Genomic DNA, 14395 nt, shown 5'->3' with positions numbered 1-14395 from the left:
ATTTTTTAAAATTCCACAAGATATTGATTTTTTGTTATTTTGATTTATAAAGTTTGAACTCGCTAGTATCTGTCTGAACAAGCTCATAGTTTTCACTGAGCCAGCTCTCTACATCTGACCACAAGGCAACTTTTTGATTGACCACAATCATCTTCGGTTGATTCTCTTTCAGGTCATTCATCAGTTTGGTTTTATTTTCATCGCTTGCAGTATAAAGTGTTGGAGTTGATAGAGAAGTCGGCGCCAAGCGTTCACTTGCACGGTAGAAGTCAGGACGATCATCCCAAGCATAGACACGATCCTCAGAACTCGTTTGTTGTTTGACCACGCTAGCAAGACGGTCTCTCTCCTGATAAGTCGCTGGGTGCGAAAGGTAGCGACTCACGATAGGAAGAACAATGAGGTAGGCAAGGGCAATCAGTGGTAGATAGAAATTTCCTTTAAGGAAAGAAGTTTGTTTCTCACGTCTTCTTCTACGACGACTCTCTCCATCCGAAACATCTTCCTTGATTCCGGTCAGAAGGAGCAAGACCAAGAAAGGAATTAGCACCACAAGACGAGTACCGTTGATAGGTTCTTTGGAGAGAATCAAGATTCCCAAAGAAACCAACAATCCCAAGCTAGCAGCAATCGATAAGGCATATTGCTTGGCTGGTTTTGACTGGAACAAGCCTGCAAAGAGCAAGCCAAGGGAACCTAATCCAATAGCAAGCAAGCCATAGAAGGCTGCATTTTCAAGCAAATGCGAATTTGAAAAGAGGCTAAGAGTATTTACCGGATACAAGGTCTGGCTAATGGCATCTCCAAAACTACCTGTCCACACTGTATAGTAGCCTAAAGGATAGAATAAGAGTGAAAATCCTAGGGCTGACGCAAAGAACTGATATAGGCCATGAACAAAGTGACCTTTGCCTAGATTAAAGCCGATAATCCCCAAGGCCAGTACAGCCGCAAACAAGGCTGTTGGGACTGGCGCAAAGAAGAAAGCGAGAGCAAGGCTCATACCCACTCGTACAAATCCTCTGTCATCCTTTGGAAAAGCTAGATAATTTGTAACGATATTCAATGAATAAAATAGGAAAGGCAGGGCTAGCAAGAGAGCATAACCGCCACCAAAAGCGAGGCCCGCTACAAGCAAGTATAAAATAAAGACAACTCGCTTCGCTTCCTTTTCTTGGCCGACAAGAGTATCTGCAGCCTTAAAAAGGAAAACACCTGCTCCAAACAAGGCCAACCACTCAACCAAAGCAATCAAAACACTGCCTTGAAAAAGGTAGGTTAGCACATAATAGAGCAATCCCTCCGTCCCAAAATAATCTGTATACATTTGACCATTTTGATGCAAGGCCCAACCGGTATAAAGATCCTGGGTTTGTTGCGGACTGATTAAACCAAAAATAAAAGGCAGGGCAACCGAAATGGCTGTGGCCACTAAACTCCAAAGCAAAATACTAAAAAAGGGAATGGGAGCTCCTTCTCGTTTTTCTGGCACTGACCAGTCTTGGTAATGAGATTCTTCTTGTTTCTCATCTATTTTCCCGTATACGTTCATTCAATTTCTCCTCTAAGTTTATCTGTTTTAGTATATCAAAATCTTACAGGAATGTCAGCTTGGGATTGATATTTGCTGAATTTCTTATCCAATAGCGCAAAGCGTTCGATTTCACGAAAACGGTGGAATCGACTGTTTCTATACTCTCTGATAAAATCATCATCTTCTAGATTAAGCATGGTTTTCTCCTTTACTTATCTATTCGTAAGAAGACAAAAATAAGATCCAGCCTTGGGCTAGATCTTGATGGATAGTTAGAGCATAGGTGCAAACAACTGGACAATTTCCTTGATTAGGCTTTGATACCAGCTGGTTTTGATAGTGTGAGGATAAATTTCTTGAGAAACTTTAAAAATCTCTTCGAAGTCCCTTTCAATATCGATGATGGACTGCGTTCTATAAAGTAAGACGGCATTTTCATAGTGGTGGAGCAAGCTACGATAGTCAAAATTGATGGTCCCCACAGTAGCTGCCTCTCCATCGACAAGCATTTGCTTGCTATGAAGGAATCCCGGACTGTACTCATAAATACGAACCCCCGCAGATAACAAGTCTGGATAGGCTCCTCGAGTAACTAACTGAATAACCTTCTTATCTGGGATACACGGTGTCACAATTCGCACATCTACCCCTCTCAGAGCTGCATTTTTGATACTTTCAGTTAGATCGTAGTCAGCAATCAGATAGGGAGTCGTGATATAGACGTAATCTGTAGCTTGATTGATAAGATTTTGGTAAACCGTTTTTCCAACTTGAGCTCTGTAGATGGGTTTTGGCCCACTACTATAGGGAATACAGAGCCCCATCCCATCTTTGGGCTGATTTTCGAGATGGTATTGGTCAAAATCACTAATCTCTCCACGGTTGATATACCAGGCAGATAAAAAGAGTCTGGTAAAAGCTTTAACTGCCGGTCCATCCAGACGAATACCGCTATCCTTCCAATAACCAAAGCGTTCGATATGGTTGATATACTCATCAGCCAGATTGATACCACCTGTATAGGCAATTTGACCATCGATAATCATGATTTTACGGTGATCACGGTTGTTATAAGCAACAGTCAAGCGTGGAATCACCTTGTTAAATTTATGAGCTTCAATCCCTCGGCTACGAAGCTGGATGGTATAATCCCCAGGCAAGGTTGCCATACATCCAATATCGTCGTAGAGGAGCTTAACTTCTACTCCTTGAGCAGCCTTTTCTTCCAAAATCTCCAAAATACTATTCCACATCAAGCCTTCTTCGATGATATAGTACTCAAGAAAGATAAATTTCTCCGCTTTCCTGAGATCCTCTAGCATCTGGTGCCACATACTTTCACCAGAGGCAAAAAATTGTGTATCCGTTCGATCATAGACATCAGCATTCGTATCCATACTGAGGAGAGATTTGATAACTCCATAAGCCGACTTGTCTTGTTCCTTTAACTCCAAACGGAGAGCTCTGCTATTGTCCTCTCGGTCAACCATTGATTGGAGCTGCTTTAGCTGCTTCAATTCTTTTTTAGATAAACGGCGTTCTCCAAACATGATATAGAGCAAAGGGCCAAAAACTGGCACAAAGGCTACTAACAGCCATGTTACCTTACTCTCAGGATTCATAGACCGATTGACAATCGATACAATAGTCGCTAAGCTCACTAAAATGACTAGGATAATCCAGATAATTGGAGCCATCTGCCCTAGATAGAGAAATAAACCAAAGACGATAAACAACTCTGCCAACATGATGGTAATACTAAAACCATATTTGGACATGAGTAGCTGCATTTTTCTAGCTGTCATACATCCCCTTCCTTTTCTAACATTCTCCTTAACTCCTTGATGAACTAATGTTTCTACTAGTATACCTCAGTTCAGGGGTAGATGGCAACCTTTTGCACTTGCTCAAGTTCCAGTCGTTCCGTGTTTAGATGATTATTACAATTTCAGAGCCAACATATTGACCGTCATACCAGCAGCAGTCCCCATAAGGTAGACGACATCTCCCTCCTTGATAAGTCCATGCTCCAAAGAATAAGCCAAGCCAAACGGTACAGAGACTGACACCATATTTCCATAGTCAGTGACGAGATTGAGGTACTGATCCTCAGCCACACCTAGTTTTTCCATGACCAAAGGAAGAGCACGACTTGCTTGGTGAGGAATGATATAGTCCACGTCTGCCAAGGCTAGCTGTGTTTTTTCTTGAAACTCTTCAAACATGACTGGGATTTTACGAGCAGACAAGAGGAGGATTTTCTTCCCCTTCATGTCAAACATATAGTTGGTCTTAGTCACCTCAGAGTACTCTTTTGGTTGAAAAGAAGTCAGACCTCCACGAATCTCCGTATCGTGAGCTCCTTCCGACCAAGTACGTTGGAGACTAGCAATGACCCCTTTTTCCTGATGACTGTTTTGGAAAATAAAGGCTGCTGCCCCATCACTAAAGAGTTCAAAACTTTCTTTTTGCTTGGGATTGAGCCCTAAACTACCAACCTCACTAGACACAATCAAGACACGATTGTATTCGCCCGCCTCAATCAAGTGGGACATAGTCGATAGAGCAGAAATAAAGCTGGTACAGGTCGTATTGATGTCCATTGCTGGAATTGAGAGTCCTTTTGCCACGCGCTCATGAATCAAGGCAGCCGTACAAGGAATAGGCTGAACACCAACTGCACTAGCTGATACAAGGCAATCGATATCTTTAATATCCAAATTTGCATGTTCAAGTGCACGGTGGATAGCTCCTTCTGCCAAGTCGAGTTGCGTTTCTTCATTTTCAACTACACGATAACGGGTCTGGTCTTTAAATTGAACTGTATGCTTTGGAAGGCAAATGCCATAACCTGCGATTTCTACATGTCTTTTTACTTCTGTCATTGTCTTTTTTCCTTTCATAAACGTTGGATACGTTTGAGTTTACGGCTAGTATCCCAGTGATAATCTGAAAATTGGATTTGAGGAACTATGAACTCTTTTTGCTGGGCCAAGAGTTGGAACTGTGCTAAAATTGCTGTCTCTACGTCCTCATCTCGTCGGCTTAGACAAACTTCCACTAATTTCTCAGAATGTTGCTTAACTTGGTAATCTCCCACATTCTCCACAAAGAGGATGCAACGTCTGATAAAGTCTGGATAGATCGTTACCTGCCCCCCATTCTGCCCTTCAAAGTAGAAGATATCATCAGAACGTCCTTCGACCTTGTCAATCCGTGTATAGTAGGAGCCACAGGGACAAGGCTCCGGATTTTCAACCAAGATATCATTGAGCTGGTAGCGATAAACAGGCTGACTACTTCGCTTAAAGTCCGTAATCACTGGATAAAAACGGCGGTCATCTAGATACTGCTTTTCCACAAAGATAATGTCTTCGTTGAGATGTAGATTTCCAGCTGAGCAAGTGCAGGCTAGGAAACCTTCTGTCGCCTGATAAACTTGGTCAATGATGGATAGTGAAAAGGCTTCTGCGATCCGTCCCCTATCACTATCTTCCAAGATTTCCGCCACCGAAACGATTTTTTGTGGGTGAATAGCTAACTCTCCATCCTTGAGACGCTTGCTCAATTCAATCAACATCGAGGCTGGCGCCACAATAATCGTTGGTTGATAGTTGTTGAGTCGCTCGATATGCTCATCTGTATGTTTGAAAATATCAAAATACTCTAGACGAATGAGCGCCGTATTGATGGTCTGATAGAGTTCATTATCAGCTCTCAGGAAAAAGGCGATGCGGTGTCCAAAAAGCTGACCCTTGGGCAACATCTTTGCCAAGATAGCTGCAGCCCACATACTTCGCTCTTTCTCTGTTGTGATAAAGAGCCCCCGATGTCCAGACGTCCCTGAAGACAGACCGACGGCTACTTCCCCTTTAAGTTCAGTGAAGTCACGGGTCTTCTCACTTTCAATAGCCAAGCTCAAGACTTCATCACGATCCACTCCTTGGGTGTTGAGCTCATTGAAATGTTCCATCATAAATGCCTTGTCCATATGATCAAAGTTGCTAGGAACTCCATTTTTAAAGTAGGGCGACTCTCGCTTTAAAAAGTCCATATAGTTAGTTAATTGCTTTTTCTGATAGTTTTCTACAGCTTCTCGAGATTTGAAATGATGAAGCCAACGAGTTTGGATAAAGGTTTTAAGAAAGGTTATTTTTTTCATGTAGGATTGACTCTATCCTTTCTACAGGATCATGGCTAACAACTACCTCAATACCGGCCTTTAAGACTTCCTCCAGAAACTCTGTCCCCCTGATATAGTCGGCCCTATTATCCTGGACCAAGGAAGGAATCAGGTGCATCTGCTTGGTGTAAGGTAAGAGGTCAATTCCCCAACAGAGGTCCGCTGCAATGAGGAGATTAAGGTCTGGAAAATATAGACAGGCTTGCCCCCTAGCATGCCCGTCAACAGAGGCTACTAGGATACTGCCATCTCCGAAAAGATCACAAATCGGACGATAGGGAAAAGTTGAAACTTGCTGGTCAGCTCTGATAATGGTTAGATTTTTCTCAAAAGAAGCTGGTAAAAACTCCTTGAAAATCAGGTCTTTCAACTTGGGTTTTTGGTAGACTTCATATACTTCTTTTGTCAAGATAAAGGTTGCACGAGGAAAGAAACTAGCTCCTCCCAGATGATCTGGATGTAGGTGTGATAGAAGAACATAGTTAATTTCTTCTGGTTTGATTCCCTTCGCTTCCAGCAAACGTGAAATCTGGTCCTTCTCCGTCATTTGAACGGGCGTTCCTAGCCGATAGAAACCATAGCGAAGCCGGGTCTTAATATCGTAATGATAGCCTGTGTCATAGAGGAGATAGCCCTTGTCCCTGTGTTTGATAAGAAAAACACCTGCTGGAAAGGTCATCTTTTGATTCTTAACTCCCTTAAATAGCAAACCTGTGTAGCTGGTACAATAGCCTGCTGGGAAATAATCAATGCTTTCGATAATCTTGGACATATTGTTCAATCCCTTCCGAAATACTGATCTGAGGGCGATAACCCAAGTCTCGCTCCGCCTTGCTGATGTCCAGCGTCTGACTATAACGGAGCAGATAATAGGTATAGCGTGTCAGTGGCGGTTCACCTTTGAGTTTTAATACCTTATACAGAAACTCTAAACTACTGGCAATAACTGAAAGAAGAGGAGCTGGCACTTTTCTGTATGTTATTGGATAACCCAACCCTCTCAAGGTTTCTTCTATCAAATCCTTAAAGGCTCTTGGTTCCCCATTGGTAATATTATAAACTTCGCCACTAGCTTGAGGGGCCTCTAGTGCCAAGCGAATTGCCAGAGCGACATTTTCCACACAGGTCATATCCATGAGCTGACGACCATCCCCTATCAAGGGAATGCCAATCTTCTGACTGAGTTTGAGAACTCGGGGCAAAATACTGGTATCCCCAATCCCAAAAAGCCCACGAGGTCGTAAGATAATACTCGGAACATCGGGATAGTCCTTAAACAGCTTCTCCGAAGCCAGCTTACTACGAATGTAGTTGTTCAGATTATTTTCCTGAGGCGCAGCACTTTCTTTGATAGCTAACTGATCTCGAGGCGCAGCATAGATGCTAGGCGAGGACACATAAACCAAACGCAGAATACCAGCCTCTCGGCAAGCATCCAGAACATACTTGGTCCCTAAGACATTTGTCTGGTAGAAATCCTCCCAAGGCCCCCAAACGGTAGAAAGAGCACCCGCATGCACAACCATGTCCATCCCCTGACAAACCCGAGCCAAGTCCTCTTGCTTGGTCAAATCTCCCTGAAAAAATGCCACAGAGGAGTTTTCTAAAGACTGACCCACATTGCGATTGCGTCCAAAAGCGCGTACCTGATAGCCCTGCTGACTAAGCTCTTCAACAACATACTTGCCTAGAAAGCCCGTAGCACCTGTCACCAATACTTTCTTCATTTTTTACTTCTCCTTGTCCCCTAAGAGCCGATGTATTTCGCTCTTCAGAATCTCTGTTGGCTGATAGATTTGAGCTGCACGACTAAGTCTGTTCAAGTCTGGCCAGTCATCTCTAGCCAACAACTCATCAAAGGCACGTCCAATCGCTTCCGTATCCTCTCGTTTAGCAGTCAAGGCAATCCCTGCCTCTAATCCACGAACTGCATAGTCATACTGATCATAGTCATGGGGGAGAATCAAGGCAGGCTTACCATAGATGATACACTGGTAAAAAATACCCGCACCACCATGATGAATCACATAATCCATCTGAGGAATGTACTCCTTATAGGGAAGATAGGATACCACAGAAACATTGTCCATGAGCTCTTCACATTGGAAGTCTTGTCCGCCAAACCCCAGAGTCACAAAGAAGTGGCAATCTGGATGTGCTTCTGCCAATTGTTGTGTCTGATAGAGGAGATTGTCTTTAGCCCATGCTAGCTGAGTGCCACAGGAGACAAGGACCTTCTTATAACCTGCATAAGGAGACAAATCGAGTGGATAATTTTCTGCCCTCTCAATCGAAGAGCCAAAAGGTCCCACCCAAAGGTAGTGCTCTGGAAAACCGCTTTTCAGCTCCAACTCTTTCATCCCAATTCCCAAGATGGAATAGGGTGAATAGATGGTTTCCTGACCTTTCTGATTGTAGAGCCTAAAATCGTAACGTTTCAATCGTTCTCTCAATAAAAAGCTTACGATTCGTTTCCCTAAACGAGTCCCTTTTCTTACTAGCCATTGCAGACCAGATTGGAAAGATGTTTTTGGACTGCCCATTCCTCCAAAGAAACAAGGCGGTCCATCTGTCGTTTCAATGGCAAACTGTGTCGCCATCGTGGTAATCCAGGGAATGTTCAACTGTTCCGCAACAAGTCCTCCAGAGAGGGTTATAAAGTCCGCAATCACAATATCCGGTCTATTTTCCTGCCACTCTTGCACTAATTGATCTGAAACCACATTGATCAAATCAAGACTAGCTGACAACTGTCGATAAGCAGAAAACAGGTTTAATTGACCTTCATTGTTGGCTACACGCTCAAACTCATCTACACAATTTTCTAAAATGGGAATCACCCGGAATCCCATCTCCTCTGCTACAGTTTTTCGTTGCGGTCCTGTAAATAATCGAATCTCATACAAGGGATCCTTCAACAAGGGGGCAAGTAAATTCAGTGTTGGGAAGAGATGCCCACTCAAGGGAACTACAACCACATCAATTTTGATTTTTCTCATATGTCTAGGATAGCAAATTTTTAAAAAAAGAACTACCAAAATGATAGTTCTTTCCAATATTATTTATATTTTGAGGAACAAGTCCCGTCTACTCTACTTGATTTTTAGAAGAGTTCTTTGTAGAGAGCAATGGTTTCTTCTAAAGTTGGCATAAATGGATTGCCTGGCGCACATGCATCAATCAAAGCATTCTTAGAAAGGTAGTCAAAGTCAAAGTCTTTTTCTTGGATACCGAGTTCAGTGAGTTTCTTCGGAATACTAACAGTTTCAGAAAGTTTCTCAATCTCAGCGATAGCATAGTCAGCGCATTCTTGGTCTGTTTTCCCCTCCACATGGAGTCCCAAAGCCTTGGCTACATTGCGGAATGCTTCTGGTACACGCTTGGCATTTTCACGTTCTACAACTGGGAGAAGCATGGCACAGCAGACACCATGTGGCAAGTTATATACCGCACCGAGTTGGTGAGCCATAGAATGAACATAACCCAAACCAGCATTGTTAAAGCTCATACCACCGAGGAAGATGGCATTGACCATACCCTCACGCGCTTCAATATCTTGGCCATTTGCCACAGCACGAGGAAGATACTCCTTGATGAGTTCAATCGCTCCGATAGAAAGTTTCTTGGTCACATTATAAGCACCTGGTGTTACCAAGGCTTCGACAGCGTGAGTAAGAGCATCCATACCTGTCGCTGCTGTCAATCCTTTCGGCTTTGAAAGCATGAGTTCTGGATCATTGACAGAGATAAGGGCAAGGCTATTCTTATCAACCATTACCATCTTGACCTTGCGCTCTTCGTCAGTAATAACATAGTTAATGGTGATTTCTGCAGAAGTTCCAGCTGTTGTATTGATCGCAACCACTGGCAAGCCTTTTTTAGCAGACTTGTGGAGACCTTCGTAGTCCTGTGGTTTGCCACCATTTGTAGCAATGATAGAGATACAACTAGCCGCATCCTGAGGAGATCCTCCCCCAAGACTGATGATGAAGTCACATCCATGCTCTTTCAGGACAGCCACTCCGTCTGTGACGTTCTTGCAAGTCGGATTTGGCTCCACATCGCTAAAGATTACATATTCGATCCCTTCAGCATCTAACGGTTTTAGGACTTTGGGTAAAATATCACTACCTTCGATGAACTTATCTGTCACCAAAAGGGCCTTCTTATACCCCAGTTCCTTGATATACGGACCTACTTCATTTACAACACCTTTACCAATAAGGTTAACTGCCGGAACGTAAAATGTAGCCATATGCTTTTCCTCCTGCGCCTTTGCGCTATTTGATTATTTACTATAAGTATACGACCTTATAAGAAGTTTTACAAATATTTGTAAGCGTTTTAAGTAAAAAGTTAGTAAAGAACAGCCAGCCACTTTTTCAAGAAAAAAGCTCCAAAAAGATGGATTTCATCTCATTGGAACTTTTACTTAATCATTATTGCTTAGTTAATACCACTCGGTCAGATGTCTCTCGGTCCATATCGTCGATAATCAATTGATTACCATTAACCGTGTAAATTTTGACATCATCACCGATAATGACACGTTGATTTTCTGGTTCAAAGCTGACTTGCTTGATTTCCTTATCTCCATCTGGCTCGACCTCAGTCCATGTACCAGTTTTACCTGTTACAACAAGAGTGATTTGGTCATTCTCATCTTTTCCAGTATAGGTACCATCGATATTCGTAGGTTGAGCTACAGTAGTGTCCTGACTTGAGGACGCCTGTGGTTGACTAGCACTTGTCGCAGCGCTAGAAGATGATTCTTGTTGAGAAGATGATTGCTGAGCAGATTGCTGGGTAGGGGCTTGTGCCTTAGGTCCACAAGCTGCTAAAAGACTAAGAATTGCTAGGGAAGCAATAGAAAGTGTGAATGTTTTCGTTTTCATAGCGATTTCCTTTCTTTTGTGCCAATGTTTTGCTGGAATCGTTTCCAGATATACCTCCTACCTCAAGTATAACAACTTAAGCCTAGAAGGTCAACTAATCCCATCGCTTCCTTGCAAACTCGCTCGGACTTCCGAGATAAAGTAGAGCGAGCCCGTCACGAAAAGCAAGTCCTGATCTTTGGCCTTTTCTTCAAATTCTCTGATAAAACCGCCATAGGAAGAAATCAAATCGTAACCCGCCACATCCTTTTCATCCAGAGAGCCTTGGTAGTCAAAGCCTGTTACCTTAAGTTCCACCTCAGGCAACTGCTTAGATAGATAGCCTAACATCCCCTGATAATCCTTGCGTTTAAGTGCTCCAAAAAGGATGCGAACCTGGTAACCTTGCTGGATTTTCCCCTGGATAAACTCGACTAGACGAGTCAAGGCTGGCAGATTGTGAGCCCCATCTAGGTAGATTTGTGGACGAATCCGTTCCAATCGACCTGCCCAATGTGTCTCCTTCAAAGCCCGTCTGACAAACTCTTCTTCGACCCTTTCACCTCTTGACGCCATAAACAGAAGAAAAGTTTCTAAAGCCAAGGCGGCATTTTCTTGCTGATAAGCACCTTCTAAACCGATTTCAAGCTGTGAAAAGTTTGCTAGCTTACTTGAAAAATCCCCAGCATTCAAGGTGAAGTCTCGCCCAGCTTGATAAAGTTCGACAGCTAACTCTCTCGCTTTACTTTGACAGACAAGCTCCGCTTCTGGAGTAAGCTTGGCAATGACTGCCTTCTTGCCAGCCTTGAAAATACCAGCTTTCTGCTCGGCTATTTCCTCCAGACTATCGCCCAAGGTCTCCTGATGATCTAGCCCAATCGAAGCAATAACTGCAATCTCTCCTGTTACGACATTAGTGGTATCAAGCAAACCACCAATCCCCACTTCTAGCAGAACCAGATCCACTCCCTGCTCTTTAAAGTAAAGCAAAGCAATCAGAGTCAGTAATTCAAAAAAGGACAACTGGTCATAGGTTTGCAAAAGCGTCTTTTCCATCTCATTGACCTGCTCCGCCAAACGGATAAAATCTGCATCAGCAATCGGTTGCCCATTAATACAGATTCGATCATGGATACTGACGATATGAGGAGAGGTGAAAGTACCAACTTTTTTACCATGAGCAACAAACAACTCCCTCATGAAGGCAATAGTTGACCCTTTACCGTTAGTACCTGTTACGTGGATAATAGGATAAGTCTTCTCAGGATTCCCCAGCAAATCCACAGCTCGCTGCATTCGTCCAAGTCCAGATCTAAAGTTTAAACCAATCCGACTATGCAGCCATTTTTCTACTTCAAACATACATGTCTCCTTAACAAAAGTCCAATCAACTACCGCATCAAAGTATGATTACAAATAAAAAACGAGGTCGGGACTAAAATCCCGACCTCTTACCTGGTTAGCTAATCACTAGCTACTATGAATTTCAACGTGAGCTAAAAACATCCACTGGATGTTCCAACTCTTTCTAGTTTCTAGGAGTTGGGGTGATACAGTCTCCCAGACATACCAGTTCTCTCTTATTTTAAGGAACTGGGCTAAAAACGTTCCCCGGACGTTCCAACTCTCTCCAATTTCTGGGAGTTGGGCTGATACAGTCTCCCAGACTGTATCACTCCTCCATAAAGCTGTTGAAGACTTCTTCAATCATGTTCCATTCGTCTTCTGAGTCTTCTGGAATTGGTTGCAATTCGCCTTCTGTTCCGTCTTCATTTTCGATGAATGAGTAAGCTTGAATTTCAACTTCACCATTTTCATCTTCTTCTGCATTAACTGGCACTAGCAGAACATAGTTTTTACCAAATTCTTCTTTCCCGTCGATGGTCAAAAGAATTTCAAACAAGGTTTCATTTCCTTGCTCATCTACTAGTGTAATCAATTCACGTTCTTCGTGGTCATGGTTGTGATCGTGTGACATAGTTTCTCCTCTGTCTTAAAATTTTCTATCTAAATAATTTTGCAAAATCAGCTGGGCAGCCAACTTATCAATAACTTTCTTGCGTTTGTTACGACTGATATCTGCTTGTTCAATCAACATACGCTCCGCAGCGACGGTCGTCAAACGCTCATCTTGATAGTCTACTGGTAAACCAAAAAGTTCCTCTAATTTTGCTCCGTAGGCTTGACTGGCTTCTACTCGTGGACCGCTGGTATTGTTCATGTTTTTTGGCAGACCTACTACAAAGCGTTCTACCTTATAGCGGTCAACCAATTCCTTGATGCGGTCAAAACCAAACTGGCCCTGATCCTCATTAATCTGGATGATTTCAAGTCCCTGAGCGGTGAAGCCTAGTGGATCACTAATCGCCACCCCTACTGTTTTTGAACCGACGTCCAATCCCATAATTCTCATAGATTATAGATCGACTCCTTGTCCTTTAAGGTAGTAGCGTACCAATTCTTCAACAATTTCATCACGCTCATACTTACGGATTTGATTTCGTGCATTGTTGTAACGAGGAACGTAGGCAGGGTCTCCACTCAATACATAACCGACGATCTGGTTAATCGGATTGTAGCCCTTGTCATTCAAAGAAGCATAAACATCTGTCAATGTTTCGCTAATTTCTTTCTTATTGGAATCATCCAATTTAAACCGTACAGTTTCTTCAGTAAATCCCATTCTAACACCCTCTTTCCTTAGAATAGTACTATTATAGCACATTCCCTGACGTTCTACAAATAAGTCCGTCTATTAATTTGGATTTTCTATTGTTCTGTCGCCCCATTTGCCACTCTATCTGCAATATATTGGCTAGGTTCGTTTTTTAAGAGATTTTCCAGGCCGATATTTTTTAAATATTCTATCTGAGATGCCTTTTTGACATCCAATACTTGAAAATCATAAGTCGTTGTAGTCTGGATTTCTGTCTCGCTGAGTAGCTTGGTTTCCAGTGTAAATCCTGCTAGTTTGCGTGCCTCTTGGATGGTCTCATCCTTTTCTTCTGCCTCTAAGAGTGCTTTTTGCGTTTCCTCTAGACCATTTTCAGAGATAAAGGTCTTGAGTTCATCCCCGACAGGTCGTTTTTGCTGGATGGTCAAGGTTAAAAACTGATTGCCTTTATAAGTAATCGTTTGAGTCTGTTGCGTTCCATTTTCTGACTTCGGCATCAACAGGGTCTTGGTGACAACCGTATTCTTTTCGGCATTGTCCAAAACGGGAAGGTTTGATTGGAGAGGTTCAGATGCTGTTGTGGAAGCAGCAGGAGTTTCCTTTTTTTGCCCACATCCCGCAAGCAAAAAGAGGAGAGCAAAACTAGCAATTAGTAACTTTTTCATAATTCCTCACATGATTTTAAAACAAAAGAGCAAACAAGGCCAGGAGTCACTCCCAGCCTTGATGTTTTATAGAGCTGCACGTAGACGTGCTTCTGCATTTTCTACATTACGGACAGAGCGTGGCAAGAAGGCACGGATATCATCTTCTTTATAGCCGACTTGCAGGCGCTTCTCGTCAACGAGAATCGGACTCTTTAAGATCCGTGGTGTTTCCATGATTAAGTTGAGCACTTCATTGACACTCAAATCCTCGATGTCAACTCCAAGAGCTTTAGCGTAGCGGTTTTTCGATGAAACGATACTGGCAATTCCATTATCGGTTTTCGTGAGAATATCTAATAACTCTTCTCTCGTAATTCCTTCTTTACCAAGATTTTGTTCTTTATAACTTAACTGATGGGCATTGAGCCAAGTTTTCGCTTTTTTGCAGCTAGTACAACTTGAGACTGTATAAATTTTGATCAT

General features: G+C 42.8%; 16 protein-coding genes. All 16 read right to left on the bottom strand.

All coding sequences use genetic code 11. From position 1 onward, the window contains the following. Positions 1-34 precede the first annotated feature (34 nt). Entirely contained in the window at positions 35-1552 is a 1518-nt protein-coding gene (locus tag Q4443_RS06835) for a hypothetical protein (protein ID WP_049519222.1), read from the bottom strand. A gap of 35 nt (positions 1553-1587) precedes the next feature. Beyond that, positions 1588-1731 (bottom strand): hypothetical protein, encoded by a 144-nt coding sequence (locus Q4443_RS06830; RefSeq protein ID WP_000933184.1) that lies wholly within the window; start codon positions 1729-1731, stop codon positions 1588-1590. Between the two features lie 75 nt (positions 1732-1806). Then, positions 1807-3339: a cardiolipin synthase gene (gene cls / locus Q4443_RS06825; protein ID WP_049519223.1), complete on the bottom strand. Its 1533-nt coding sequence runs from the start codon at positions 3337-3339 to the stop codon at positions 1807-1809. Positions 3340-3474: 135 nt separating this feature from the next. Then, positions 3475-4419 (bottom strand): 3-oxoacyl-[acyl-carrier-protein] synthase III C-terminal domain-containing protein, encoded by a 945-nt coding sequence (locus Q4443_RS06820; RefSeq protein ID WP_049519224.1) that lies wholly within the window; start codon positions 4417-4419, stop codon positions 3475-3477. A gap of 14 nt (positions 4420-4433) precedes the next feature. Continuing rightward, on the bottom strand, positions 4434-5696 hold the full coding sequence (locus Q4443_RS06815; RefSeq protein WP_303408218.1) for a F390 synthetase-related protein: 1263 nt from the start codon (positions 5694-5696) through the stop codon (positions 4434-4436). After that, positions 5674-6489, bottom strand: a complete 816-nt coding sequence (locus Q4443_RS06810; protein ID WP_000034634.1) for an MBL fold metallo-hydrolase — start codon at positions 6487-6489, stop codon at positions 5674-5676. Before Q4443_RS06810 ends, Q4443_RS06815 begins: the two co-directional genes overlap by 23 nt. Then, complete coding sequence (locus Q4443_RS06805; protein WP_049489452.1) at positions 6464-7444, bottom strand: NAD(P)-dependent oxidoreductase; 981 nt, start codon at positions 7442-7444, stop codon at positions 6464-6466. The genes Q4443_RS06810 and Q4443_RS06805 overlap by 26 nt, the downstream gene beginning before the upstream one ends. A gap of 3 nt (positions 7445-7447) precedes the next feature. Continuing rightward, complete coding sequence (locus Q4443_RS06800) at positions 7448-8716, bottom strand: glycosyltransferase (RefSeq protein WP_049519226.1); 1269 nt, start codon at positions 8714-8716, stop codon at positions 7448-7450. 104 nt (positions 8717-8820) lie between these two features. After that, complete coding sequence (locus Q4443_RS06795) at positions 8821-9972, bottom strand: iron-containing alcohol dehydrogenase (protein ID WP_049519227.1); 1152 nt, start codon at positions 9970-9972, stop codon at positions 8821-8823. Positions 9973-10156: 184 nt separating this feature from the next. Next, positions 10157-10612, bottom strand: coding sequence for an SP_0198 family lipoprotein (locus Q4443_RS06790; protein WP_000853130.1), 456 nt, complete (start codon positions 10610-10612; stop codon positions 10157-10159). A gap of 90 nt (positions 10613-10702) precedes the next feature. Continuing rightward, positions 10703-11953: a folylpolyglutamate synthase/dihydrofolate synthase family protein gene (locus Q4443_RS06785; RefSeq protein ID WP_000464360.1), complete on the bottom strand. Its 1251-nt coding sequence runs from the start codon at positions 11951-11953 to the stop codon at positions 10703-10705. 310 nt (positions 11954-12263) lie between these two features. Further along, positions 12264-12569, bottom strand: a complete 306-nt coding sequence (locus Q4443_RS06780; protein ID WP_000017624.1) for a DUF1292 domain-containing protein — start codon at positions 12567-12569, stop codon at positions 12264-12266. Positions 12570-12584: 15 nt separating this feature from the next. Beyond that, positions 12585-13004: a Holliday junction resolvase RuvX gene (gene ruvX, locus Q4443_RS06775; protein WP_049519228.1), complete on the bottom strand. Its 420-nt coding sequence runs from the start codon at positions 13002-13004 to the stop codon at positions 12585-12587. 3 nt (positions 13005-13007) lie between these two features. After that, positions 13008-13274, bottom strand: a complete 267-nt coding sequence (locus Q4443_RS06770) for an IreB family regulatory phosphoprotein (protein WP_000507059.1) — start codon at positions 13272-13274, stop codon at positions 13008-13010. Positions 13275-13360: 86 nt separating this feature from the next. Further along, complete coding sequence (locus Q4443_RS06765; RefSeq protein WP_049519229.1) at positions 13361-13930, bottom strand: SP0191 family lipoprotein; 570 nt, start codon at positions 13928-13930, stop codon at positions 13361-13363. Between the two features lie 66 nt (positions 13931-13996). Further along, positions 13997-14395, bottom strand: a complete 399-nt coding sequence (spx, locus tag Q4443_RS06760; RefSeq protein ID WP_000591165.1) for a transcriptional regulator Spx — start codon at positions 14393-14395, stop codon at positions 13997-13999.

The organism is Streptococcus sp. GP0011, assembly GCF_030546305.1.
GTDB lineage: Bacteria > Bacillota > Bacilli > Lactobacillales > Streptococcaceae > Streptococcus.
This window is presented reverse-complemented; position numbering and strand designations above follow the sequence as displayed.